This is a genomic window from Streptomyces roseochromogenus subsp. oscitans DS 12.976 (genome assembly GCF_000497445.1).
GTDB lineage: Bacteria > Actinomycetota > Actinomycetes > Streptomycetales > Streptomycetaceae > Streptomyces > Streptomyces oscitans.
This window is the reverse complement of sequence record NZ_CM002285.1, coordinates 5,668,652-5,694,454: the sequence shown is the minus strand read 5'-3', so window position 1 is coordinate 5,694,454 and position 25,803 is coordinate 5,668,652. Positions and strand designations below refer to the sequence as shown.

Annotated in this window: 19 protein-coding genes; 3 read left to right on the top strand and 16 right to left on the bottom strand. The window is 71.7% G+C overall.

Going from position 1 to position 25,803, the window contains the following annotated elements; all coding sequences use genetic code 11:
• Window positions 1-35 precede the first annotated feature (35 nt).
• Together M878_RS74280 and M878_RS74275 are read right to left on the bottom strand one after the other, a co-directional pair.
• Window positions 36-1,574: an MFS transporter gene (locus tag M878_RS74280; protein WP_023549849.1), complete on the bottom strand. Its 1,539-nt coding sequence runs from the start codon at window positions 1,572-1,574 to the stop codon at window positions 36-38.
• Window positions 1,575-1,714: 140 nt separating this feature from the next.
• Window positions 1,715-2,362, bottom strand: coding sequence for a TetR/AcrR family transcriptional regulator (locus M878_RS74275; protein WP_023549848.1), 648 nt, complete (start codon window positions 2,360-2,362; stop codon window positions 1,715-1,717).
• Window positions 2,363-2,794: 432 nt separating this feature from the next.
• Between M878_RS74275 and M878_RS74270 the strand changes: the two genes are divergently transcribed.
• Together M878_RS74270 and M878_RS74265 are read left to right on the top strand one after the other, a co-directional pair.
• Window positions 2,795-4,030 carry a M6 family metalloprotease domain-containing protein gene (locus M878_RS74270; protein WP_037730851.1) on the top strand — a complete coding sequence of 412 codons (1,236 nt, stop codon included), beginning with the start codon at window positions 2,795-2,797 and terminating at the stop codon, window positions 4,028-4,030.
• A gap of 60 nt (window positions 4,031-4,090) precedes the next feature.
• The gene (locus M878_RS74265; protein WP_023549846.1) at window positions 4,091-5,698 is read left to right on the top strand and encodes an IclR family transcriptional regulator domain-containing protein; all 1,608 of its coding nucleotides are present in this window, start codon (window positions 4,091-4,093) and stop codon (window positions 5,696-5,698) included.
• On the opposite strand, the gene M878_RS74260 is transcribed toward M878_RS74265, so the two are convergent.
• The 13 genes from M878_RS74260 to M878_RS74205 form a co-directional block, all read right to left on the bottom strand.
• The gene (locus M878_RS74260; RefSeq protein ID WP_023549845.1) at window positions 5,676-6,620 is read right to left on the bottom strand and encodes a hypothetical protein; all 945 of its coding nucleotides are present in this window, start codon (window positions 6,618-6,620) and stop codon (window positions 5,676-5,678) included. The two genes, M878_RS74265 and M878_RS74260, sit on opposite strands and share 23 nt — an antisense overlap.
• Before the next feature lies 1 nt (window position 6,621).
• On the bottom strand, window positions 6,622-7,884 hold the full coding sequence (locus M878_RS92415; protein ID WP_023549844.1) for an ATP-grasp domain-containing protein: 1,263 nt from the start codon (window positions 7,882-7,884) through the stop codon (window positions 6,622-6,624).
• 46 nt (window positions 7,885-7,930) lie between these two features.
• A complete protein-coding gene (locus M878_RS74255; protein WP_023549843.1) occupies window positions 7,931-9,400 on the bottom strand; it encodes an FAD/NAD(P)-binding protein in 1,470 nt (489 codons plus the stop codon).
• 91 nt (window positions 9,401-9,491) lie between these two features.
• Window positions 9,492-10,382, bottom strand: coding sequence for a methylenetetrahydrofolate reductase [NAD(P)H] (gene metF, locus M878_RS74250; RefSeq protein WP_037730850.1), 891 nt, complete (start codon window positions 10,380-10,382; stop codon window positions 9,492-9,494).
• 213 nt (window positions 10,383-10,595) lie between these two features.
• Window positions 10,596-14,090, bottom strand: a complete 3,495-nt coding sequence (gene metH / locus M878_RS74245) for a methionine synthase (RefSeq protein WP_023549841.1) — start codon at window positions 14,088-14,090, stop codon at window positions 10,596-10,598.
• Window positions 14,087-15,070 carry a carbohydrate kinase family protein gene (locus tag M878_RS74240; RefSeq protein ID WP_023549840.1) on the bottom strand — a complete coding sequence of 328 codons (984 nt, stop codon included), beginning with the start codon at window positions 15,068-15,070 and terminating at the stop codon, window positions 14,087-14,089. The genes metH and M878_RS74240 overlap by 4 nt, the downstream gene beginning before the upstream one ends.
• Before the next feature lie 52 nt (window positions 15,071-15,122).
• Window positions 15,123-16,331 (bottom strand): methionine adenosyltransferase, encoded by a 1,209-nt coding sequence (gene metK / locus M878_RS74235; protein WP_023549839.1) that lies wholly within the window; start codon window positions 16,329-16,331, stop codon window positions 15,123-15,125.
• 48 nt (window positions 16,332-16,379) lie between these two features.
• Window positions 16,380-17,804, bottom strand: a complete 1,425-nt coding sequence (gene ahcY / locus M878_RS74230; RefSeq protein ID WP_023549838.1) for an adenosylhomocysteinase — start codon at window positions 17,802-17,804, stop codon at window positions 16,380-16,382.
• A 131-nt stretch (window positions 17,805-17,935) separates the two neighbouring features.
• On the bottom strand, window positions 17,936-18,961 hold the full coding sequence (locus M878_RS74225; RefSeq protein WP_023549837.1) for an NAD(P)-binding domain-containing protein: 1,026 nt from the start codon (window positions 18,959-18,961) through the stop codon (window positions 17,936-17,938).
• 37 nt (window positions 18,962-18,998) lie between these two features.
• The gene (locus M878_RS74220; RefSeq protein ID WP_023549836.1) at window positions 18,999-19,460 is read right to left on the bottom strand and encodes a DUF2000 domain-containing protein; all 462 of its coding nucleotides are present in this window, start codon (window positions 19,458-19,460) and stop codon (window positions 18,999-19,001) included.
• A 104-nt stretch (window positions 19,461-19,564) separates the two neighbouring features.
• Window positions 19,565-21,361: a hypothetical protein gene (locus M878_RS74215; RefSeq protein WP_158692773.1), complete on the bottom strand. Its 1,797-nt coding sequence runs from the start codon at window positions 21,359-21,361 to the stop codon at window positions 19,565-19,567.
• 77 nt (window positions 21,362-21,438) lie between these two features.
• Window positions 21,439-22,491, bottom strand: a complete 1,053-nt coding sequence (locus tag M878_RS74210) for a pyridoxal-phosphate dependent enzyme (protein WP_023549834.1) — start codon at window positions 22,489-22,491, stop codon at window positions 21,439-21,441.
• Window positions 22,492-22,505: 14 nt separating this feature from the next.
• Complete coding sequence (locus M878_RS74205; protein WP_023549833.1) at window positions 22,506-23,174, bottom strand: class I SAM-dependent methyltransferase; 669 nt, start codon at window positions 23,172-23,174, stop codon at window positions 22,506-22,508.
• 400 nt (window positions 23,175-23,574) lie between these two features.
• On the opposite strand from M878_RS74205, the gene M878_RS74200 reads away from it, so the two are divergent.
• A complete protein-coding gene (locus M878_RS74200) occupies window positions 23,575-23,745 on the top strand; it encodes a DUF397 domain-containing protein (RefSeq protein ID WP_245238198.1) in 171 nt (56 codons plus the stop codon).
• Window positions 23,746-23,945: 200 nt separating this feature from the next.
• Here M878_RS74200 and M878_RS94755 read toward each other — a convergent pair whose 3' ends face one another.
• Complete coding sequence (locus M878_RS94755; protein ID WP_023549831.1) at window positions 23,946-24,899, bottom strand: methylglyoxal synthase; 954 nt, start codon at window positions 24,897-24,899, stop codon at window positions 23,946-23,948.
• Window positions 24,900-25,803 lie beyond the last annotated feature (904 nt).

Genomic DNA, 25,803 nt, shown 5'->3' with positions numbered 1-25,803 from the left:
GAGATCACCGTACGGAGATCACCGTACGGACCAGGTCAGTGGGCCACCACCGGCACCGGCACCTCGTCCTCGACGCCCTCGCCGCGGATCACCTCGGTGCCGCCCGGGCGGCCGGCGTTGACGAAGGTGAAGGCGATCAGAGCGGCGAGCCCGAGGATGCCGACGGCGAACCAGATCGCGGTGCTGTAGCCGTGCACCATGGCCTGGAGCCCGACCAGCTGCTGCTGCGGCTTGGTGGCCGCACCGGCGATGTGGTCCTTGACGTACGACGTCTTCGCGGACGCGGCGATGGTGTTCAGCAGGGCGGTGCCGATCGCGCCGCCCACCTGCTGCGAGGTGTTGACCATCGCGGAGGCGACACCGGCGTCCCGGGGCTCGACGCCCGTGGTGGCCAGGGACATGGCCGGCATGAACGCGGTACCCATGCCGAGGCCGAGCAGCAGCATCGCGGGCAGCAGGAGCATGCCGTACGAGGAGTCGATCTTCAGCTGGGTCAGCAGCAGCATGCCGACGCCGGCGACCAGGAAGCCGGGGCCCATCAGCAGCCGGGGCGCGATCCTGGTCATCAGGCGGGTGCCGATCTGGGTGGAGCCCGTGATCATGCCGGCGATCATCGGCAGGAACGCGAAGCCCGTCTTGACCGGCGAGTAGCCCTTCACGACCTGCAGGTAGTAGGTCAGGAAGAGGAACAGGCCGAACATGCCGATGATGGCGAGGCCGAGGGAGAGGTAGATACCGCCGCGGTTGCGGTTGCTGACCACACGCAGCGGCAGGAGCGGGGCCTTGACCCGGGACTCGACGGCCACGAAGGCGAGCAGCAGCACCGCGGACGCGACGAACATCGAGACGGTCACGGTGTCGCCCCAGCCGTCGGACTCGGCGCGGGTGAAGCCGTAGACGAGGGCGACCAGGCCCAGGGTGGACAGGATCACGCCGGGGATGTCGAGCGGGGCGCGGTTGCGGCCGCCCTCGGGCTCACGGATGACGAAGTAGGCGCCGGCCGCGGCGATCACGGCGAACGGGACGTTCACGAAGAAGGTCCAGCGCCAGTTCAGGTACTCGGTGAGGAAGCCGCCGAGGATCAGGCCGACGGCACCGCCGCCGCCGGCGATGGCGCCGTAGATGCCGAACGCCTTGGCGCGCTCCTTGGCGTCGGTGAACATCACCGCGAGCAGGGAGAGGGCGGCCGGTGCGAGCAGGGCGCCGAAGACGCCCTGGAGGGCGCGGGCGCCGAACATCATCGGGCCGCTGGTGGCGGCGCCGCCGAGCGCTGAGGCGAGGGCGAAGCCGGCCAGGCCGGTGACGAAGGCGCGCTTGCGGCCCCACTTGTCGGCGATACGGCCGCCGAACAGCAGCAGACCACCGAAGGCGAGCGCGTAGGCGGTGACCACCCACTGCCGGTTGCCGTCGGATATGCCGAGGTCGGTCTGGGCCGAGGGCAGGGCGATGTTCACGATGGTGGCGTCGAGGACGACCATCAGCTGGGCGAGCGCGATGAAGACGAGCGCCTTCCAGCGGTTGGCGTCGCCGGCCGGTGCGGCGGCGCCGGGAGCCTTGAGGGCTGATTCGGACATGGGGGTACCCACTTCGGGACTTCGTGACGGAAAACGTGCCGGAAAAACGGAAGACAGTGGAAGCGGCTCGTCGACGGTGACGGCCGGGGGTCTGCGGTCGGGCGTTGTGGTGGACTGAGGTGCGGGGCCGAACTCATCGGTCAGGGCGCGCGCAGCTCCTTGATCGTCACGGCCTCGCCCGGCAGGGCGGAGCGGGCGGGTGCCCGCAGCCCGTCGAGCAACAGCTGCAGATGACGGTGGACGAAACGGTCGCCGCGCAGACAGTCCGTGCCGGCCGGGGGCCGGCTCAGCTGGGCCACGACGATCATCAGGTCGCCGACGCCGACATCCGGCCTGAGCTGCCCGGCCGCCCTGGCCCGGCCCATGACCTCCTCGATGAGCCGCTCGACGCGCTCGCGGGAGGCCTGCAGGTCGGGGTGGTGCTGGTCGAAGGTGCTGGAGATCATCGGGCACAGCGCGCTGATCCGCTCGTCGGCGGAGGCGTGCACGAAGCGCTCCAGTGCGGCGAAGGCGTCCCCGGTCTCGGCGAGGGCCAGCTCGGCCGCCTCGGCCGTACGGTCCATGACGGAGCAGACGACCTCGCGGACGAGGGCCTCGCGGTCGGGGAAGTTGCGGTACACCGTGGCGTTGCCGACGCCGGCCCGGCGGGCGATCTCGTCGAGCGGCACGTCCGGGCCGTGCTCGACGAACATCTCCCGGGCGGCGGTGACGATCCGCTCCCGGTTGCGCACGGCGTCGGCGCGGGGCCGGGTCACCTTGCGCGGTGCGGGGGTGGTCGCGGTCGGCACGGCGGACTCCTCGGAGGCGATGAGGGCGATCCGGGGAGGGTGTCCCCGTTTCGCTCGGACACAGGTCCAAACGGGGAAAGGCTCCCCGGTTATTTCCCGCCCGCCAAAAGAACCCCTGTGACCTGAGACACACTCATCTCCCGCCGGGATTCACCCTCCTGCGGGCCGGCTTTCCCACGATCGGTCTCCTCCAGCGCGCGCCCCGCACCCCTCCGACACAGGGTGATCGCAAGGGTGCAGCCGGAGAACGGCGGCTGCCGTGGAGCGAGAGGTCCATGCATGCAGCCGCAGCCCGAGCCGCCGCGCCCGATATCCCTCTCCATATCCGGCGGGCGCACGTCCAGCGGGCGCACGTCCGGCGGGCGCACATCCGGCGGGCACACGTCCGGCGGGCACACGTCCGGCGGACGCCGGCACATACGCGTGCGCCGGGTGGCCGCTCTCGCCGCGGTGACCGCGCTGACCCTCGCGGTCAGCACCTCGGCCGGGACCGGACATCTGTCGGCGCCCACCACCGCCGGGCCCGTCGGCCTGGCCCGCTCCTCCGCCCTCGCCCCCTGCACCGTCCACGCCGGTCTGGACATCCAGATGACCGAGGGCCTGCCCACCCCGCACGGCTACGCCCGCTCCACCGGCACACTGCACGCGCTGACCCTGATGGTCGACTTCTCCGACGCGCCCGGCGAGGGCAACGCCATGGACCGCTTCCATGAGTTCTTCCCGCAGACCGAGCGGTGGTTCCGCACCGCGTCGTACGGCCGCCTGCGCTACCAGGCGCTGACGCCGATCAGCGGCTGGCTGCGGATGCCGAAACCGTTCAAGGCGTACGGCATCGAGCGCGGCGCGCCCTTCGATCCCGGCTACCGGGAGCTGGTGAAGGACATGGTGGCCGCAGCCGGCCAGAAAGTGGACTTCCGCTCGTACGACATCCTGAACGTCCTGGTCACCCCGAACGCCGGCCCCTCCGCGCTGGACACGGTCCTGTCCGTGACCTTCGCCGGGAACGGCGACGCGCCGGTCGCCGACGGGGTCCCCGTCGCCAACGCGTCGTTCATCTACTCCCGGCAGGACGACGGCTCCGGCTCCTACGCCCGTACCGGCTACCGGGTGCTGCCGCACGAGAACAGCCACACCTTCGGGCTGCCCGACCTGTACACGCAGGAGGGCGGGGGCGCGGTCGGGCACTGGGACATCATGAGCGAGGACTGGGGGGCCGACAACGATCTGCTCGGCTGGCACAAGTGGAAGCTGGGCTGGCTGGACGGCTCCCAGGTGGCCTGCGCGGCGACCCGGGGCAGCTCCGAGTACCAGCTGACGCCGCTGTACAAGCCCGGCGGCGGAAAGCTGGTCCTCGTGCCCGTCAGCGCGCAGAGCTCCTACGCACTGGAGGTCCGCGCGCAGGGCGGCAACGACGAGGCGGTGTGCCGGCCCGGCGTGCTGATCTACAAGGTGGACGGCACGATCGACACCGGCCGCGGCCCAGTCACGGTCTACGACAGCCATCGCAACAGCGGCGGCTGCACCCGCAGCCCCAACGTCCAGGCCGAGCTCTCCGACGCCACCTTCACCCCCGGCGAGACCTTCAAGGACCCGGGCCACGGCATCACCGTGGAGATCCTCGACACGGACGCGGACGGGAACTACCGGGTGCGGGTGACTCGCGGGTAAGGAGACGGGCGGGCGGTGGGGTTTACCGTAGGCGTGCCCGTATGCCGTACCGGAGAGCCGATGCCCGCGAAGACCGCACTGGATGCCGACGCCCGTGGTGAAGCGGGGGAAGCGGTCGGGCCGTTGGTGCGCGGGGTCGGTGTGCTGCGGCGGCTGACCGAGGCGGGCGGCACCCTGAGCCCGAGCGCGCTGGAGCGGGCCACCGGGCTCGCCCGGTCCACGGTCGACCGGATCACGGCGACCCTGGCCCGCATGGGCTACGTCCGTCTCGACGGCCGGGACGTCGTCCTCACCGCCGGTGTGATGGAACTGGGCAACGCCTATCTGGCCGCCCTGCGGCTGCCCGCGCTGCTCGGCGCCCGCGCCGACGCCCTCGCCGACGAGCTGGACGAGTCGGTGTCGCTCGCGGTCGCCGACCTCGACGGGATCCGGTTCATCCGGCAGGCCACCCGCCGCCGCGCGATGTCGGTGAGCTTCCGGATCGGCGACCTGCTGCCGGCCGAACGCACGGCGCCGGGGCCGCTGTTCGCGACCGAGTGGGCCGAGGGCGACTGGGCGCGGTGGCGGGCCCGCCGGGCGGCGGATCCGGCGGACGCGGCCTTCCCCGCCGTACCGCCCCGGCAGCCGCCCGCCGACGACTTCGCCTTCGCGCGGCGGGTGGAGCGGGCGCGCCGGGACGGCTGGGCGGTGGACGACCAGCTGATCGAACCGGGGCTGGTCGCCGTGTCCGTACCGGTACGGGAGCCGGGCACCGGCCGTCCGGCCTGCGTGGCGAGCGTGGTCAGCCACACCAGCCGGCACTCCGCGGCCGGCCTGCGCACCAGCCTCCTGCCGCGCCTGCGTACGGCGGTGGCGGCGATGGAGGCCGAGCTGCGTACGGCGCCGCCGCCCCAGCCGGGGCCGCCGCCCGCGGGCCTGGCGATCTGGACGGCGGCCTCCAAGCAGGAACTGGGCCGGGAGTTCGTGGAGTCGCTGGCCCGTGGCCTGACCGTGCTGACCGCTTTCGGGGCGGGCCGCCCGGCGCTGACGCTGACGGAGGCGGCGCGGGCGACCGGCCTCAGCCGGGCCACCGCCCGGCGCGCCCTGCTCACCCACGAGCACCTGGGCCTGGTGACGGCGCACGCCGACCGCACCTTCACGCTCACCCCGCGCGTCCTGGACCTCGGCTTCCCGCCGCTGTCCCGCAGCACGCTCGCCCGGCTCGCGGGGCCCCGGCTGCGGGCCCTGGCGGACCGGGTGCACGAGCCGGCGGCGCTCGCGGTGCTGACGGGGGACGGTACGGAGATCCAGTACACGGCCGGGGCGGGCACGAGCCGGGTGCTGACGGTGGACGTCACCGTGGGCGCGCGCCTGCCCGCCGCCGCGACCTCGCTCGGCCGGGTGCTCCTCGCGGACGCCGACCCGCGGTCCCGGGAGTTCGCCGAGGTACGTGCCCGGGGCTACGCCCTCGTCGACGAGGAGCTGGAGTCGGGACCACGGTCGATCGCGGTCCCGGTGCGCGACCGCACGGGCCGCACGGTGGCCGCGCTGAACGTGGCGACCCACCCGGCCCGCCGCACCCTGGAGGACTGCGTCCACACCCTCCTGCCCGAACTCCGCGCCACCGCCGACGAGATCCAGCGCGACCTGCACACGGCGTCGCGGTTCACCCGGGTGGCGCTGAGGTGAGCGAAGCGGGCTGCGGAGTCCGCACGTCCGCCGGTGGTGCGGCGGGGCGTTCCGGGCGGGCCGCGAGGACCGCCACAGCGATCAGCAGGGCGATGAGGGCGCAGGTCACCGCGTCGAGGGTGCCGCCGAACAGCGACTGGCTCAGGTAGACCAGGCCGGGCAGGGTGCTGAGCAGGACCATGGCCGACAGGGGTTCCGCGCGCTGCAGGCCGATCTGCAGCAGGAGCAGCGGGAGAGCGACCGCCCCGAGGGCCGTCAGCGCCATGAGGGGCAGCGCGGGCCCGGCGGACGCGGTACCGCCGGCGCCGAGGAGCAGCAGGGCGCCCGCGCAGACGTAGGTCAGGTGGAAGCGGTGGGTCATCACCCAGGCCGGCTCCGCGCCCGCCTGCCCCAGCTGCCGGGACAGCCGGGCCAGCAGCGCCGCCGAGACGCCCGACAGCGCGACCAGGGCCGTACCGCCGAGCGCGGCGCCGTCGAGGAGGCCGGCCCGGCCGTCCAGTCGTAGGGCGATCGCCCCCGACAGGACCAGGAGGCCGAGTGCCGCGGCCGCCCTCCCCGCTCTCGGCCGCCCCTCGCCGCGCACCAGGCCGGTGCAGATCACCGCGAGCGGCCCCACCCCGGACTGCACACTGCTGGCGAGCGCCGCGGGAACCCACGCCAGCGAGACGTAGAAGCCGAGGAAGGTGACGGCGGTGGCCAGGTTCATCAGCACCATGAGCCGGAGGGTCCCGCGGCCGCGCGGTGCCGGGCGCCGGGCCGTACGGCGGCTGCGCACGGCGTGGAGCGCGCCGCAGGCCACGGTGGCGGTGACGAAGGCGATGCAGGAGAACCGCAGGCTGCCGCCGAAGCCCAGCCGTCCGGAGAGAAAGCCGTCGGCGAGGGCCTGGAGCAGGACCGAGACCAGGATGAGGGCGGTCGGCACGTCAGCTCACACCCTCCGGTACGGGCCGCGGTGCCGCCTCTGCCAGCCGGAAGAAGCGGCCCTCGTCCTCGATGGCGTGCAGCGTGGCCAGCGAGTCGAGCAGCACCGTCTCGTCCTCGTGGACCAGGAAGGCGATCCCGGAGGTGCCGGTGGTCAGGTAGCGGTCGCGCACCGGCTCGCCGATGACGGGGGCCCGGTCCAGGCTGTGGAAGCCGGGCAGCCGGCGCAGCACGCGCAGGCCGTCCACCGCCCGCAGCACCCCTTCGCGATGGGGGCGCAGGAACGCCTTGGCGACCGTGCGCGGCGGCGCGTACGGCTGCTCGAACCGGGCCGCGAACTCGGCCGGCCGCAGATAGCGCTCCACCACCAGGTGCTGCTGGCTGTAGGAGAGCGCGGAGAAATACGGGTCCGGTGCGAGGGACGGGCCCATGACCCGGGAGTTGACCTCGATCAGCCGGGGTCCGCGCGGGGTCAGCATGACCTCGGTGTGGGCGGCGCCCTCGCGGATGCCGAGCGCGTCGAGGCAGTCGAGGACGTACGCGGTCAGCCCCTGTTCGGCCGCGGTCAGGGTGGGCCGGGAGATGATGTGCCGCAGCACCGGTGCGCCCTCGATGTGGTCGATGCGCTCGCGGTAGACCTCGGTGAGCAGATGACGCCCGTGCAGGCTCACGGTGTTGACGATGTACTGGGTGCCGGCCAGGAACTCCTGGACCAGTACCTCGTCGTTGACCTCGCCCATCAGGTTCCGCTCGGCCGCGATCGCGGCGAACGCCTCCTGGGCCTCCTCGCGGCTGTGGCAGATCCGGCAGCCGTCGCTGCCCGCGCTGTTACGCGGCTTGATCATCAGCGGGTAGCCCTCCTGCCAGGTGTCGAGCGTGGTGCGCAACTCCTCGCCGGTGCGGACGGAGACGGTGCGCGCGGCCGGGACGCCGGCGGCCCGGAGCGCCTCCACCATCAGCTGCTTGTCGCGCCGGGCCTCGATCAGTTCGGGGCGGTGGTGGTCCAGGCCCAGTGCGACGGCGAGGGTGTCGGCGAGGATGACGCCGTACTCGCTGGCCGCGATGACTGCGGTGGGCCGGAGGGCGCGCAGGTGCGCGAGGGTGGTGGGCAGGTCCTGGTGGAGCAGCTTGTGCGGTGAGGTCCGGTCGGCCTCCCAGGCCTCGCGCAGCTCGGGTTCGTAGAGGTGCAGGCAGTCGGCGCCCTCCTCGCGGAAGGCGCGGGCCAGTTCGGCGCCGGTGGAGACGGGGCTGACGAGAACGATCACGGGAGTCTGCTTTCGAAAGGTCGGGTTCCGAAGGATCGGGCGGGTGTCAGGCGGCCAGCACGCTCGGGGCGGCCGCGGCAGTCGCGGCGGTCGCGGTGAACTGGGCGGCCACGCGCTGGGCCTGCTTGGCGGCCGTGTTGAGGTAGTTGACGATGGCGGTGCGCGGATGCGCGGCGGCGCCCAGCACCCAGATCCGTTCGACGGAGCCGCGGTGCGGATCGCACAGCCGCAGCTCCTCGGTGATCGCCGGGGCGGCACCGTGGGTGACGGCGGGACCGATCCTGTAGAGGCCCGGGGCGGCCACGTCGAGCTGCGGGGTGTGGAACCCGGTCCCGCACACCACATGGGTGAAGCGCTCACGGCGGCCGTCCGGCCACTCCACCTGCCAGCCGTCGTCGTCCGCGGCGGGCTCGACACCGACGGGGTAGCCGGGCGCGAGCGCCAGCCGGCCGGTGTCCAGATGGCCGCTGAGCAGGCGGGCGTTGCGGGCCGGGATGGAGGAGATGTACCGGGACATCAGTCCCCGGTACCGGGCCAGCACCTCGGCGCGCAGAGCCGGATCCCACGGCGCGGTCCACGCGTTGATCGCGTCGATGACCTCGGCGATCACGTCCTGCCAGGGCACCCGGCCGGCCGCGGCCAGGGCCAGCTCCTCGCGGAGCCGCTCGTCCCCCACGGCCGCCGAGGAGGTCTGCGCCCGCAGCCCCAGCCCGGATCCGGCGCGGCCGATCGCCCGCAGCAGCAGCCGGGTCAGCTCCCGGTCCAGGTCTTCGGCGCGCGGGTCGAGTCGCTGCCAGCGGCGGGAGTCGAGCAGCGGCCGGCCGGGGCGGCACAGCCGGGTGCGTACGGCGGGGAGGCCGCCGGACGGGGAGGCCATCACCGTCCGGCGGCCGCCGGCGCACAGCACCAGGGCGGCGTCGATGGCCGACAGCTTGGTGCCGATGACCAGGACCTCGGCCTTCTCCGGCAGCGCACGCAGGCGGTCGGTCGGGTAGGGCTGGGGCAGCAGCCGCGGGTGACCGTCGTACGGGCGCAGCAGCTCGGGCAGCCGGGGCCGGTCGAGGCCGAGGCAGACCAGGACGTCGGTGGCGGCCAGCCGCCGGCCGTCGGCGAGTTCGACGCGATAGCCGTCCGCCGTGGACCGGACGGCGGTGGCCCGCGCAGGGTGGTGGGATACGGCGATGCCCTGCCGTTCGGCCTCGCGCCTGCCCGCCAGATAGCGCTCCCGGCAGTAGTGGCCGACGAGATAGCGCGGCACGAAGTCCTCGGGCCGGGCGGCCCAGCCGCGCTCGGTCAGATAGTCGAGCAGGTCGGAGGGGCCGTCAGGATGGAGGGAGGTGACGTCTACCGAGGTGTTGCACAGCAGCATCGGATCGGTGACACCGAAGGCGTGGCCCAGGCCCACGGGATTCGGGTCGACCGTGGTGACGGAGGCGATACCCGGCGTCCGTACGACCTGGGTGAAGGCGGCGACCGCGGTGGCCCCGCCGCCGATGATGACGATCTCGCGATGCATGGGCGAACCATTCGTGGAACTCGTGGGACTCGGGGAACTCAGGGGACTCAGGGGGGAACACTCGGACTCCAGACGATGACCTGATGTCGCGTCAGGCTCCTACGGGGTGACGGGCGGGGCGGTGCGGGGCGACGGCCGCGTGCAGCGCCAGCGCGTCCTCGGCCCGGTTGAGGGTGATGAAGTGCAGCCCGGGCACGCCCTCCGCGACCAGTCGCGCGCACATCGCGTGCGCGTGCTCCATGCCGATCCGGCGTACGGCGGCCGGGTCGTCCCGGTGCCGCTCCAGCCGGTCGGCGAGCGCGGCGGGCAGGGGGGCGTCGCTGAGCGCGGCGAACCGGCGCAGCTGCTTGTGGTCGGTGATCGGGATGATCTCCGGGACGATCGGGGTCGGGCAGCCGGCGGCGGCGACACGGTCACGCAGCCGCAGATACGCCTCGACGCGGAAGAACATCTGGGTGATCGCGTAGTCGGCGCCGGCCCGGCACTTGTCCACGAAGTGGCGCAGCTCGGAGTCCGGGTCGGCGGACCGCGGGTGCCCCTCGGGGAAGGCGGCCACGCCGATGGAGAACTCCCCGCAGGACCTGACCATCTCCACCAGCTCCGCCGCGTGCCTGACGCCCTGCGGGTGGGGGATCCACTCGCCGCTGGGATCGCCCGGCGGGTCGCCGCGCAGCGCGAGCACGTTGGTGATGCCGGACTCGGCGTACTGGCCGATGATGTTGCGCAGTTCGGCCCGCGAGTGGCCGACGGCCGTCAGGTGCGCGACGGGGGTCAGCGTGGTCTCGGCGGCGATCCGTTCGGCGATGCGCACCGTCCGGTCCCGGGAGGTGCCCCCGGCTCCGTAGGTGAGGGAGACGAAGGCCGGTGCGACCGCCTCCACCCGGCGCAGCGCCTTCCAGAAGCGGCGCTCGGCGAGTTCGCCCCGGGGCGGGAAGAACTCGAAGGAGTACGAGGTGCCTCCGGCAGCGATGACCTCGCCCAGCGTCCCGGCGGGCGACGTTTGCCCGTCAAGGAGCGGAGCGGCGTCCGGTGCGGGCTCCGGTGCGGCGAGTGGGAGCACCTCCCGCGCCCTCAGGGCAGCGGGGGTGTGTGCCGGGCGTCGCGACGGGGCGAACGTTGACGGCCGGGGCGCCGGCTTCGGCTGCGGCCCTTGGTGCAGGACCATGGTGAAGGTCCCCTCTCTGCTGCTGTCCGCTCAACGGGCGTTGAAGTACTTGGCTTCGGGGTGGTGGATGACGAGGGCGTCGGTGGACTGCTCCGGGTCCAGCTGGAACTCCTCCGACAGATGGACGCCGATCCGCTCCGGCTTCAGCAGCCCGGCGATCTTGGCGCGGTCCGCCAGGTCGGGGCAGGCGCCGTAGCCGAGGGAGAAGCGCGCCCCGCGGTACTTGAGCGCGAACATGTCCTTCATCTCCTGCGGATCCTCGCCCGAGAAGCCCAGCTCGGCGCGGACCCGGGCGTGCCAGTACTCGGCGAGCGCCTCGGCCAACTGGACGGACAGACCGTGCAGTTCGACGTACTCGCGGTAGGAGTCGGCGGCGAACAGCTCGGCCGCGGCCGCAGAGACGCGGGCGCCCATGGTCACCACCTGGAAGGCGACGACGTCCTTCTCGCCCGACTCCTCCGGGCGGAAGTAGTCGGCCAGGCACAGCCGGCGGCCGCGGCGCTGGCGGGGGAAGGCGAAGCGGGTGTGCTCGGCGCCGTCGTCACCGAGGACCAGCAGGTCGTTGCCGCTGGACACGGCCGGGAAGTAGCCGTAGACGACGGCGGGTTCCAGCCAGCCCTCAGTCTGCAGGCGGTCCAGCCACATCCGCAGCCGGGGCCGCCCCTCGGTCTCCACCAGCTCCTCGTAGGAGGGGCCGCCGGTGCGCGCGGCCTTGAGCCCCCACTGGCCCTTGAACAGCGCGTCCTCGTCCAGCCAGGAGGCGTAGTCGGCGAGGTGCAGTCCCTTGACGACGCGGTCGCCCCAGAACGGCGGCACGGGCACCGGGTTGTCCGTGGCCACGTCCGAGCGCCGGGTGGAGTCCTCCGGCTCCGTGACCTCCACGCGCGCGTGCCGGCGCTGTTTCAGCTCGGGCAGCCGGGCGCCGGGTACCCCGCGCTTGACGGCCATCAGGGCGTCCATCAGGCGCAGGCCCTCGAAGGCGTCGCGGGCGTAGCGGACCTCGCCGTCGTAGATCTCGTGCAGGTCCTGCTCGACATAGGCGCGGGTGAGGGCGGCGCCGCCGAGGATCACCGGGAAGTCGGCGGCGAGGCCGCGCCGGTTCAGCTCCTGAAGGTTCTCCTTCATGATCACCGTGGACTTCACCAGCAGCCCGGACATGCCGATCACATCGGCCTGGTGCTCCTGGGCCGCCTCCACGATGGCCGAGACCGGCTGCTTGATGCCGATGTTGACCACGTCATAGCCATTGTTGGACAGGATGATGTCGACAAGGTTCTTGCCGATGTCGTGGACATCGCCCTTGACCGTGGCCAGCACGACGGTGCCCTTGCCCGCCCCGCCCTTTCCGTCCCCGGCCTTCTCCATGTGCGGTTCGAGATGGGCCACCGCGGCCTTCATGACCTCGGCGGACTGCAGCACGAACGGCAGCTGCATCTGGCCGGAGCCGAACAGCTCGCCGACCGTCTTCATGCCCTCCAACAGCACCTCGTTGACGATCTCCAGCGCCGGCCGGACGGTCAGCGCCTCGTCCAGGTCGGCTTCCAGACCGGTGCGCTCGCCGTCCACGACGCGCCGCCGCAGCCTCTCCTCCAGCGGCAGCGCGGCCAGCTCCTCGGCCTTGCCGGCCTTCAGGGACGTGGCGGTGGCGCCCTCGAACAGGGTGAGGAAGCGCTGCAGCGGGTCGTAGCCCTCCCGGCGCCGGTCATGGATCAGGTCGAGGGCGGCCTCGCGCTGCTCGGCGGGGATCCGGGCCATCGGGAGGATCTTGGCGGCGTGCACGATCGCCGAGTCCAGGCCGGCCGCCACGCACTCGTCGAGGAACACCGAGTTCAGCACGATCCGTGCGGCCGGGTTCAGGCCGAAGGAGATGTTGGACAGGCCCAGCGTGGTCTGCACGTCCGGGTGGCGCCGCTTCAGCTCGCGGATCGCCTCGATGGTCTCCACGCCGTCGCGGCGCGACTCCTCCTGCCCGGTGCCCAGCGTGAACGCGAGACAGTCCACCAGGATGTCGTGCTCGGGAATGCCATGGCGGCTGCCGAGGGTCTCGATCAGCCGCTCGGCGACCGCGACCTTCTTCTCGGCGGTGCGGGCCTGGCCCTCCTCGTCGATGGTCAGCGCGATCAGCGCGGCGCCGTACTCCTGCGCCAGGCGCGCGATCCGGGTGAAGCGGGAGTCCTCGCCGTCGCCGTCCTCGAAGTTGACCGAGTTCAGCACCGCCCGCCCGCCGAGCATCCGCAGCCCGGCCTCCAGCACCTTCGGCTCGGTCGAGTCCAGCACGATCGGCAGCGTGGAGGCGGTGGCCAGCCGGCCGGCCAGCTCCCGCATGTCCTCGGTGCCGTCCCGGCCGACGTAGTCCACGCACAGGTCCAGCAGGTGCGCACCCTCCCGGATCTGCTCCCGGGCGATCTCCACACAGGTCTGCCAGTCGGCCGCGAGCATCGCCTCGCGGAACTTCTTCGACCCGTTGGCGTTGGTGCGTTCGCCGATGGCCAGGTAGGAGGTGTCCTGCCGGAACGGCACCGACTGGTACAGCGAGGCCGCCGACGGCTCGGGCCGCGGGGAGCGCGGGCTGAGGGCGCGGCCGCGCACCCGGTCCACCACGGCCCTCAGGTGCTCCGGCGTGGTGCCACAGCAGCCGCCGACCAGGCCGAGGCCGTAGTCCTGGACGAACACCTCGATCGCGTCGGCCAGTTCGGCCGGGGTCAGCGGATAGTGTGCCCCGTCGGAGGTGAGGACGGGCAGCCCCGCGTTGGGCATGCAGGACAGCCCGATCCTGGCGTTGCGGGCCAGATGGCGCAGATGCTCGCTCATCTCCGCGGGGCCGGTCGCGCAGTTCAGGCCGATGTGGTCGATGCCGAGCGGCTCCAGCGCGGTCAGGGCCGCGCCGATCTCCGAGCCGACCAGCATCGTCCCGGTCGTCTCGACGGTCACATGGACGAGCAGCGGCAGCGTGAGACGGGCCTCGGCCATGGCCCGCTTCGCCCCGAGGACGGCCGCCTTCGCCTGCAGCAGGTCCTGGCTGGTCTCCACCAGCAGCGCGTCCGCGCCGCCCGCGATCAGCCCCGCCGCGTTCAGCCGGTAGCCCTCGTACAGCGGCTCGTACGGCACATGGCCCAGGGTGGGCAGCTTGGTGCCGGGGCCCATGGAGCCGAGCACCCAGCGGGTACGGCCGTCCCGCGCGGTGAACGCGTCGGCGGCCTCCCGGGCGATCCGTGCGCCCGCCTCGGCCAGTTCGAGGATCCGGTCCCCGATGTCGTACTCCCCGAGCGCGGAGAGATTGGCGCCGAAGGTGTTGGTCTCCACGCAGTCGACGCCGGCCGCGAAGTACTCCTCGTGGACCGAGCGGACGATGTCCGGGCGGGTCACGTTGAGGATCTCGTTGCACCCCTCCAGCTGCTGGAAGTCCGCGAGCGTGGGGTTCCGCGCCTGCAGCATGGTGCCCATGGCGCCGTCACCGACCACGACCCGGGTGGCGAGTGCCTCGCGCAGCGCGGCCACCCGGACGCGACCGGCGTCGGCACTCATGCCGCCACCGCCAGCCGCTCCACCAGGCGCGCGGCCACCTGCTCGCCGTAGGCCGTGCGGAGCCGGTCGACCACGGCGGCCGGGCCGAGGCCCAGGTCCTGCGAGCCCACCGCCTCCAGCACCAGCGTCGCGCAGGCGCTGCCCAGCCGGGCGGCGTCCTCGTCGCCGAGCCCCCGGCTCACGGCCGCGAGGAACCCGGCCCGGAAGGCGTCGCCGATACCGGTCGGGTCGGCGACGGCCTCGGCGGGTACGGCGTCCACGGTCACCGTCGCACCGCCCGCCCGCTCGATACGGGCACCGCGCGGGCCCAGCGTGGTGACCCAGGCGCCCACCCGGTCCAGCACCTCCGCCTCGCTCCAGCCGGTGCGCTCCAGCAGCAGGACGGCCTCGTACTCGTTGGTGAAGAGGTAGCGGGCGCCGTCGACCAGCGAGCGGACCTGCTCCGGGGTGAGCCGGGGCAGCTGCTGCGAGGGGTCGGCGAGGAAGGGCACAGCGAGTTCGCGGGCCTCCTCGGTGTGCCGGACCATCGCCTCGGGCGCGTTGGGCGAGATCACGACCAGGTCGAGTCCCTCGGCGGCCTCGGCCACCGAGCGCAGCGAGATACGGTCGGCCTCGGCCATCGCCCCGGCATAGAAGGAGGCGATCTGGTTCTGGTCGAGGTCGGTCGTGCACATGAAGCGGGCGGTCTGGGCGGTGCCGGAGACATGGACACATCCGGTGTCCACGCCGTTCTCCTCCAGCCAGGCGCGGTAGGGGCCGAAGTCAGCTCCGACGGCGCCCACCAGCAGCGGGCGCAGCCCGAGCCGGCCGAGGCCGAAGGCGATGTTGGCGGCGACCCCGCCGCGGCGCACCTCCAGATGGTCCACCAGGAAGGACAGCGAGACCGTGTCGAGGCGGTCGGCTATCAGCTGATCGGTGAACCGGCCGGGGAACTGCATGAGGTGGTCGGTGGCGATCGAACCCGTGACGGCGATGCGCACGGTCTGCTCCTTGTCTCGTATGAGGTGACGGCAGGCGGTCCGGCCGGACCGTTCAGGACTGGGCGGCGGCGCGCAGGTCGGCGGCGCGGTCGGTGCGCTCCCAGGTGAAGTCGGGCAGCTCGCGGCCGAAGTGGCCGTAGGCCGCCGTCTGGGAGTAGATCGGGCGGAGCAGGTCGAGGTCGCGGATGATCGCGGCCGGGCGCAGGTCGAAGACCTTGGACACGGCCTCCTGGATGCGCGCCACCGGCACGGTCTCGGTGCCGAACGTCTCGACGAACAGGCCGACCGGCTCGGCCTTGCCGATCGCGTAGGCGACCTGGACCTCGCAGCGGGAGGCCAGGCCCGCCGCCACCACGTTCTTCGCGACCCAGCGCATCGCGTACGCGGCGCTGCGGTCCACCTTGGACGGGTCCTTGCCGGAGAAGGCGCCGCCGCCGTGGCGGGCCATACCGCCGTACGTGTCGATGATGATCTTGCGGCCGGTCAGCCCGGCGTCGCCCATCGGGCCGCCGATCTCGAAGCGGCCGGTCGGGTTGACGAGCAGCCGGTAGCCCTCCGTCTCCAGGGTGATCCCGCTCTCGGCGAGGGCCCTCAGCTCCGGCTCCACCACGAACTCGCGGATGTCGGGCGTGAGCAGCGACTCCAGGTCGATGTCGGCGGCGTGCTGCGAGGAGACGACCACCGTGTCCAGGCGTACGGCCTTGTCGCCGTCGTACTCGATGGTGACCTGTGTCTTGCCGTCCGGGCGCAGATAGGGGACGGTCCCGTTCTTGCGGACCTCGGCCAGGCGGCGGGAGAGCCGGTGGGCCAGGTGGATCGGCAGCGGCATCAGCTCAGGGGTGTCGTCGCAGGCGTAGCCGAACATCAGGCCCTGGTCGCCGGCGCCCTGTTTGTCCAGCTCGTCGTCATCACCGTCCACACGGGTCTCGTACGCCGTGTCCACACCCTGCGCGATGTCGGGCGACTGCGCGCCGATCGACACCGACACACCGCAGGAGGCGCCGTCGAAGCCCTTCTTGGAGGAGTCGTAGCCGATCCGCAGGATCCGGTCGCGGACCAGCGTCGCGATGTCCGCGTACGCCTTCGTGGTCACCTCACCGGCGATGTGCACCTGGCCGGTGGTGATCAGCGTCTCCACGGCGACCCGGGAGGCCGGGTCGGCGGCGAGCAGGGCGTCGAGGATGGTGTCGCTGATCTGGTCGGCGATCTTGTCGGGGTGGCCCTCGGTCACGGACTCCGAGGTGAACAGGCGGCGAGACATGGTGGATTCCCTTTGCTGGTCGGGGAGTTGACTGCTGGTCAGGACGGATCAGTAGCGGTACTGCTCGGGCTTGTAGGGGCCCTCCACCGGCACACCGAGGTAGTCGGCCTGGACCGGGGTCAGGGTGGTGAGCTCGACTCCGAGGGCGGCCAGGTGGAGGCGGGCGACCTTCTCGTCGAGGTGCTTCGGAAGCACGTGGACACCGGTCGGGTACTCGTCGGGCTTGGTGAACAGCTCGATCTGGGCCAGGGTCTGGTCCGCGAAGGAGTTGGACATCACGAACGACGGGTGACCGGTGGCGTTGCCCAGGTTCAGCAGGCGGCCCTCGGACAGCACGATGACCGTGTGACCGTCCGGGAAGCGCCATTCGTGGACCTGCGGCTTGACCTCGGTCTTCACGATGCCCGGGATCCCGGCGAGGCCGGCCATGTCGATCTCGTTGTCGAAGTGGCCGATGTTGCCGACGATCGCCTGGTGCTTCATCCGCTCCATGTGGCCGGCCATGATGACGTCGCGGTTGCCGGTCGTGGTGACGAAGATGTCGGCGATCCCGACGACGCTCTCCAGGGCGGCGACCTGGTAGCCGTCCATCGCGGCCTGGAGCGCGCAGATCGGGTCGATCTCGGTGACGATGACGCGGGCGCCCTGCCCGCGCAGGGACTCGGCGCAGCCCTTGCCGACGTCGCCGTAGCCGCACACCACCGCGACCTTTCCGCCGATCAGGACGTCGGTGGCGCGGTTGATGCCGTCGACGAGGGAGTGGCGGCAGCCGTACTTGTTGTCGAACTTCGACTTGGTGACGGCGTCGTTGACGTTGATCGCCGGGAACAGGAGGGCGCCGTCGCGGTGCATCTCGTACAGCCGGTGGACGCCGGTGGTGGTCTCCTCGGTCACCCCGCGGATCTCACCCGCGAGCGCGGTCCAGTCGAGGGCGCTCGCCTTCAACAGGCTCTGTACGACAGCCAGTTCCTCGTTGTCGGCGGGCGGGAGCTGGCCGGTCTTCTGGTACTCGACACCCTTGTGGACGAGGAGGGTGGCGTCACCGCCGTCGTCCAGGATCATGTTCGGGCCCGCCTGGCCCGGCCAGGTCAGCGCCTGCTCGGTGCACCACCAGTACTCCTGGAGGGTCTCGCCCTTCCACGCGAAGACCGGGATCCCGGCGGCGGCGATCGCCGCGGCGGCGTGGTCCTGGGTGGAGAAGATGTTGCAGGAGGCCCAGCGCACCTGCGCGCCCAGCGCCACCAGGGTCTCGATCAGGACGGCCGTCTGTACGGTCATGTGCAGCGAGCCGGTGATCCGTGCGCCGGCGAGGGGCTGGGCCTCGGCGTACTCCTTCCGGATCGCCATCAGGCCCGGCATCTCGTGCTCGGCGAGGGTGATCTCCTTGCGGCCGAACTCGGCCAGCGACAGGTCGGCGACCTTGAAATCGGCGAAATCGGCGAAATCGGCGGTGTGCGGGGCGGTTTCGGACATGCCGGTACTCCAGACGGGGTCAGCAGGGGGCAGCAGGGCAGGGGGCATCGACGGCGCGGCCCGCGCGTGGGCTGCCGGTGATGCGGGTCAGGTGAGGGTGAGGTCAGTGATGTCCGGCGGTGCCGGAAGGGTCACTGTGCGGCGGTGCCGGAGAAATCCTCGACGATCAGGGCCTCGGGCAGATCGCGGGCGCGGTCGAGGACGAGCGAGGCGAGGGCGATGTCGAGGGAGCCCAGGCCGAAGGGGGCGTACACGGCACGGCGGTCCGGGGTGCGCCGGCAGTCGCCGATGAGCACCTCGCCCACGGCGCGGATCGCGGCGCGCTGAACCGTTCCGGCCTCGACGGCGAGGGCGAGCGAGGTGCGCTCACGCAGGGCGTGGGAGACGTCGTCGACGAAGTGCTCGGCCCCGGCCAGGGCGTCGGCGGTCAGGTCCCGCAGGGACATGTGCAGGACGGTGGCGTGCGGGGCGAGCGGGGCGAGGCTGTCGATGTGCGGGGTGATCGCGGTGGTGGTGAGCAGCACCAGGTCGGCATCGGTCAGTGCCTCCTCGGCGCTGTGTGCCACAGCCAGCCCGGCCGCACCCGGTTCGGCCCGGCCGGCGAACCGGCCGGCGAAGGCCTCGGCGCGCTCGGTGGCGAGGTCGAACACCACGGCCTGGTCCCACGTCCAGCCGTCGGCGAGGAACGCGGAGACCGTGTTCGCGGCGATGTACCCGCTGCCCAGAATCGCGACCTTGGCGGCCCGCCGGGCGCCCGCGGTCAGCGCGTTGGCGCCGACCAGGGCGGAGAGCGCGGTGCGCAGCCCGCTGATCCGGGCGCCCTCCAGGAGGGCCACCGGGAAGCCGGTGGCCACGTCGTTCAGGACGATGGCCGCGGAGGCCCGGGGCAGCCCGAGGCTGAGGTTCCCCGGGAAGCTGGAGATCCACTTGATGCCCATGGCCGGGGTCGGCTCGGGCACATAGGCGGGGAGGGCGATCACCCGTTCCCGTGCTTCCGCGTCCGGGCGCAGGAACAGGCTCTCCGGGTTGACCAGGCGGTTTCCGACGGACTGGACGTAGACCTCCTCGACGATCCGGAGCGCCTCCGCGTGGGCGTCACGCAGGACGTCCTCGACGAGGGCGCCCGGTATGACGGCGAGGGGCGTTGCAGTGGTCATGAATCCTCATCTCCTGGATGTTCATGACTCCCCGCGGCTACTTCCACAGGGAGAACTTCTTGGTGAGCGGATCGAGTTCGTCGCGCCGGCCGAACGCGGCCACGGCGTAGTACTCCAGCTCCGCCTCGGGCAGGGCGGCGACCCGCTCCAGCTGTTCGGCATAGGTGTCCCCAGTCATCGCCGAGACGAAGTCGTTGACCAGCAGCCCGGCGGCGCTCGCCTCGGCGCGGAACCGGCGCAGTCCGGCCGCGCGGCCCTCCAGGACGACCAGGGAGAGCCCGGAGATCGGCGCGTGGGTACCGCCGTCGGCGTCCAGGAAGTTCAGGAAGGACATCTTGGCGGCCAGTTCGGGGTGCTCGGCCGCGGCCTTGGCGGCCAGTCCGAGAGCGGTGTGCGTGGCGGCGTTGATCGCCACCCCGGCGGGCAACTTGGCCTTGAGGACCACGGCGAACTTCCAGTCCGCGGCGACGTCGGACGACTCGATGATCAGGCGGGACACCCGGGCTCCTTGAAACGGTTCGAAATTGACGGTTTCGAAATTGACGGTTCGGAGTTGATGGCTGGCGTTGATGGTTGGGAGTTGATGGCCGGTCAAATTATGGGTCAGGCCATGGACTTGCCACCCGGCACCAGCCGGAACTCGACCTCGCCCACGACGGTCGGGCTGAGCCGGTAGCCGGGCCGGCCCTGGAGCACGTCGTCCGGTTTGAGGCCCAACTCGGTACTGCGGTCCAGCTGTTCCTGGCAGACGGCCCGGAAACGCCGTACCACCTGGACCACGGCACTGCTGGTCCGTCCGGTCCGCTCGGCCAGCTCCGCCGCGGAGAGGTAGGGGACCTCACGCTCTTCGGCGCGGGCCTCCTTCAGCTCGCGGCCGAGTTCGCCGAGGATCCCGACGAGTGCGGCGGGAGCGGTCTCGTAGATCAGGATTCCGTTGATCCACAGGCTCTCCCCGTAGCAGGCGAGGTCCACCTCGGCGGGCAGTTCCCGTCTGCTGCGCAGGTCCCGGCGGAACACCCCGAACGCCGGCATGAAGTCCGGCACCCGGTAGGCCGCGCGGGCCCCGAGATAGTGCGCCAGCGGGGTCTGCAGTCCGGCCTGCGGCGGCACCTGGAGCGCCTCCACGACGGCTTGCAGGGGGCCCGGCACCAGCCGGCGCAGCTCGGCGAGCTGCCGGGAGAGCCAGGACGCGGTGGCCGCCTTGCCGTAGAGGGCGAAGTGGAGCATGCCCGCGTCCAGCAGGGCGATGTCGGCCTCCTTCTCCAGGCCCGCGGCCTGCAGACGCTCCCTCAGGTCCATCGCGGTGCGGATCAGATCGGCCGACCGAATCCGCAGCTGGCTGGCCTGGAGCAGGCCGCGCCAGCGGACGTGCACGGTGAGCAGCAGGGGTGCGACCGGTTCGGGGCCCTCCAGGTGCCGGACCAGCCGGTGGAAGATCTCCGGGTAAGGCGAGTCGAGATAGCCCAGCCAGCCGAAGGAGAACAGGTCCAGTGCCGCGTCGAGGTCCCGGCGGGAGCGCGAGCCGGCGTAGGCCAGCAGGCTCTCGCTGACCCGGACGTAGCGGCGCAGCAGTGCGCGGTCGTCGGGGCCGAGCCCCTGCGGCCCCACCGCCGCCGAGTCCACGAACGAGCTGTACCCGCCGCTTCGTACGTCGCCGAGGTGGAAGGCGTAGGAGGAACCCTCCGTGGCCGGCCGGTGCCCGGCCGACGCGATCACGTCGTCCACGTACCGGCGCTGCTCGTCCAGCACCCGGACGGCCGCCTGGACCTCCCCGGCGAGCAGCCGGGCGATCACCAGGTCGGTGTAGAGCCAGGCGGCGTCCGCGTAGTAGGAGTATTTCCGGTATTTCTCCAGGCTGGTCCCGAAAGCGGCGAGCGCCTCCTCGACGGAGCCACGGGCGCTGTCCTCCAGTCCTCGCTTCCAGGAGATGTACGAGGTCTCCAGGAATTCTTCTCCGCCGCCCTCGATCCCCAGCGCCGAGGCCAGCTGCGAAAAGGCGGCGGGGAAATCGGAGCGGGCGTATTCCGCCCAGCCCTGGCTGATGGCGTCGGCCGCCTCCAGCAGGATCTCCGCCGATTTCTCCGCGACGCCCCGGTAGATCAGCTCGACGGTCTCCTTGACCCGGGGCAGGACCCGGCCGGTGTAGAGGATGGAGGTGTCGGCGTACCGGTCGGCCACCGCGCGGAGTTCGAGCGCCGACGGTCCGCCGCCCGCCAGGCCGGCGCAGACGCCGGCCAGGCACAGCAGCATGGCCACGTCGTGCTCGTCCGTGCGCTGCAGTTCGCTGTCGGCCAGCTGCCCGACGGCCGCGAACGCCGGCTCGACAGCGGCCGGACGGCCACCGCCCCGCACGAACTCCTGGAGTTCGTCCCGGATCTCCGAGACACTCTGCATTGGCATGCCCCAACCTCTAGAATTCCCTGAAATTCCTTCGGAATTCCGCACAGTTCGCTGTATTCATTTCAGCTGCATTTATTTCATCCGACTCCAGAGAGGATAGCGCTCCCGGAGAGAGCGGAGCCGGCCGCGTCGCCGCCGGGCGGTGCCACCCCGATCGAGCGCAGCCAGTGGTCGTTGTAGACGGTGCCGGCGTACTTCTCCCCGCCGTCCGCGCAGAGGCAGACCACGAGTTCGGCCTCGGGATGGGTCTCCAGGTACCGCGCACAGCCCGCGAGGACCGCGCCCGCCGAGGCGCCGATGTGCAGTCCGGCCTCGCGCAGCACCAGCCGGCAGTAGTGCGCCGCGCTCCGGATGTCGGCGACCTGGAGGTGGTCGACGAGGGAGTCGTCGAGGAACGCCGAGGGCCGGCTCGCTCCGATGCCGGAGAGGTGCCGCCGACCGGGCCGGCCGCGGAAGGCGACCGAGCCCTCGATGTCCACCGCGACCATCTCGGTGGTCGGGCTGTGCTCCCGGAAGTACCGGCTGACGCCGGCGAACGTCCCCCCGGTGGAGATCGCGGCGAAGACCGCGTCCGGGGACTCCGGCAGCTGCCCGAGCAGCTCCGGGCCGGTCAACTCCCGGTGTACGGCGGGGTTGTCGGGGCTGCCGTACTGGTTGGTCCAGACGTAGCGGGGGTTCTCCTTCAGGAGTTCCGCCACCCGGTCCAGCCGGGAGAGGAGGTATCCGCCGGAGGCGTCCCGCTCGGTGACCGTGACCACCTCGGCGCCCAGTTCCGACAGCCGCCGCAGACTCTCCGGCGCCACCAGCGGGTCCACCACGGCGGTGAAACCGATCTGCAGATAGCGCGCCAGCATCGCGAGCGCGATGCCGAGGTTCCCGGAGGTGGACTCCAGGAGCCGGTCGCCGGGCCGCAGCCGTCCCGACTCCAGCAGACCGCGCACCAGACCGTAGGCCGTGCGCGCCTTCACCGAGCCGGCGAGGTTGTGCCCTTCCAGCTTGAGGTGGACGGTTCGCGGGCGACCGCCGATGTTCAGGGTGACGGGCGTGACCGGGGTGGGGCCGAGGAGCGCCCGGAAGTGACGCAGACGCTCCTGCAACGCCGACCCGGCCGGGCCTTCGACCGTGGTCATCCGGCTCATCCGGCTCAGTCCACCGGGGTCGCGTAGACGATCCAGTTGTCGTGGGTGTGCGCGTAGGGACGGAAGTCGCCGTGCGGCGGGTCGTCCCAGGACACGCGCTCCAGCGCGATGATCTCCCACCCGTCGAACAGGGCCCGGATCTCCTCCTCGCTGTAGTAGCGGAAGAGGGTGTCCTTGTAGGCGAAGGTGTTCGGCGCGATCTCCTCGCCCTCGCCGTAGGTGTCGTCCTGCGGGGTGAAGGCGTTGGTGACGAAGATGCCGCCCTCGGCCAGGAGCCGGCGCGCCTCGGCGATCAGGGCGCTCGGGTCCTGGATCTGGCCGAAGACGTCGAAGCAGGTGACCGCGTCCACCGAGGCGTCGATGAGCGGGAGTTCGGTGGCGTCCGCGCGGAGCAGGAAGGAGCGCTGCCGGATGATCCGGCGGGCGTGCTGCAGACCGGTCGGCGCGATGTCCACACCGAGCGCGGTGAAGCCGGCGTCCACCAGCGCCGCGAGGTTACGGCCGTCACCGCAGCCGAGGTCGACGACCGTACGCGCCTCACGCGCGGTGAGCGCCTTGATGGCCTGCGGGATCACGGGGATCGGGTCGTCCTGCCAGAGCGGCCCTTCGGACTGCTGCTGGTACGCGGCCTCCCAGCCGTACTGGAGATCCTTGTACGAGACGTCCGTGGTCATGCTTTCCTCCACAACTCGGGGAAACTTTCTGGGCGTTCGGTTCCGGCCGGAGAACCTTGTCGCTGCGTTCCCCCTGCCGCAGGAACAGACTGCAGGGGGGCTGCCAAGCGACGGCCAGCGCGCGACCAAGCGGCGGTGAAGCGGGGCCGGGAGGACGGAAAGCCGCTGGTCAGGAAAGTCCCGCAGCGAACGGATGCGGCGTTTCGCGACGCCGGAGCAGCCAGGGTCCTCCGGAGAGCCCGGCCAGGCACGGCACACAGACCCAGCGACTCGTGGCAGGGCTCGTCGGCAGGGTCCGTCGCCAGCGGGCAGAGGCGGCCACCGACGCGCGGCAGTGGGAGTACACGACCTACGCCCCCATGGCTGACCGGTCCGCATTCGAGTTCGTCGGCATGTCCGCGTGCCGCCCCCGCTCCGGGGTCAACAACTGCCGCCGGTGGCCGCCGGTGTTCCCGGCATCGTCGCCTTTCGCGACAGCGGCGACCCGGACATCATCGTTACGATGACGGCGGAGTCCTGGGCGCTGTTCACCGACGCCGTGAAGGCCGGGGCGTACGACATCACGGCATGACCTGAGAACCCATCCTTAAACCCGCAGGGCGAACCAGTGCGGGTTGTGGCTCCTTGGACGGGATGTAAGAGAAGAAGAACGGGCCCGGGCAGGTGGGTTGATCGGCCCGCGAGTCTTGATCGCTACTCACCGCGATGAAGCCGGGCGAGCGCGCGAGGAACGCGAACGCCTGTTCGGTCTGCGTGTGGTGGGACCTTAACCTACGTGAGGGCGGCCGCGCCGACCTGTGCGGGGATGTGGGGCGTGAGGGCGAGGATCATGGCGTCGGCGCTGGCGGCGTTGAGGGCGACGGGGATGTTGGCCAGGACGGCAAGACGGATGAGCGCGCGGACGTCGTCCCCATGAGGGTGGGAGGAGAGTGGGTCGAAGAAGAAGACGAGGAGGTCGATCTCGCCGCGGGTGACCAGGGCGCCGATCTGCTGGTCGCCGCCGAGGGGGCCGCTGCGCAGGGCGGTTACGGGCAAGCCGAGGCGACGGGTGATGAGGGTTCCCGTGGTGCCGGTGCCGAAGAGGCGGTGCTGCTCCAGCTCCTTGGCGCGGCGCTCGGTCCAGCCCAGCAAGTCGGCCTTACGGGTGTCGTGTGCGACCAGCGCGATACCGCGGGGGCCCGAGGTGGGAGCCGCGTCGGTGGTCAGCCAGGCGGGGTCGGCCAGTGGGTACAGGTGGACGGCGGCTGCTCGCAGCTCGGCACGGGTGATGCGGCCGTCGCCGTCGGTGTCGACAGCCGCGAACCCGAGCGCGGAGGTGGTCGTGTCGAGCCCAGTGGCACCGAAGATCCGCTCGTACTCGGCCGGATCGATGGTGCCGTCACCATCCCGGTCCAGGGCGTCGGCGAGCGCGTCGAGGGCACGCAGCGTCGAGTCACGGAAGTGGGGGTCGCCGTCGAACGCCCCGCGCGCGGTGGCAGCGACGAACTCCTGCTCGCTGATCCGTCCGCCGCGGTCGGTGTCGGAGACGGCGGACAGTTGGGTCCACAGCTCAGCGTAGGCGTCGTAGAGCGCCGCTCGCCGCTTGGTGTCGCCCGGCTCGGTGAGATTCTCGGCGACTCGGCCGGCGTAGGCGATCAGGTCCTCGCGGCCCAGTTGACCGTCGCCGTCCAAGTCGTACATGCGGAAGATCGATGTGATCCGGGGCAGCCAGTCCTCATGCGCCATGGGAAACCTCTTTTTCACGGCATGGAGAAAATGCAGGAATGGGAAGTCGGTTGGCGGTCGGGGAAGCCAGGGGCCATTCAGACAGTCGATCGTTGCAGGGCTGGAGCACCGGCTCCGCCCTCCCGCGGGACCACAACCCGATCGAGTGACGCCCATCGCCAACCTGACGTCGGCCTCGGCGAGGAAGCCGTTCCGTGAGCGCGGTCAATGAAACATCACGTTCATCGACCACGCCTCCGTGGACGTCTTTTTCCTTGCACTGCTGTCGGCAGCTGCTCAGCCGAGCGAGGTCGGGGGCGGTGCCCAACGCTGGTAGGGGCCACCGGCCCCACACGGAACAGCCGTCCAGTCTCGTGGGTTGCGTCCCACGTATGAGATCAACAGAGGTTCACAGATGGGTTCTGAGAGTGCGGCTCATGCAGGAGTGCCCGCGCTGTCGCGCCGGGTGGGTGACGGACCCCGAAACGGGGTGGGGCTACTGCCTGCCGTGTGGGAGCCTGTCGCCCCTCCGGAACCTCCGCACCTCCGTCGTGTCCCGGCCCGGGACCCTGGCGGGGCAGGCTCACGCAGTTGCCCTACCGGCCGCGCGAGCACTGAGCCGGTACGCCTTCGGCCCCGGTCGGCAGGATTCGCCGTGTGCCGGCCGGGGCTGTCGCTGTTCGGGCAGCCGTCTGGGAACGCGTATCCCAAGGGGTGTTGCCGGTGCGGGCCTCCGTTCGGAGCTCGCGCACCGGCCCTCGGTGAGGGGGCGTCAGGCCGCGGGCGGCTCGCGGTCGCGGCACAGTGCCTCGACCATGTCCCAGAGCAGTTCGACGTCGTCCCGTACGGCGCCGTTCGGCCCCGGTCGGCAGGATTCGCCGTGTGCCGGCCGGGGCTGCCGCTGTTCGGGCAGCCGTCTGGGAAC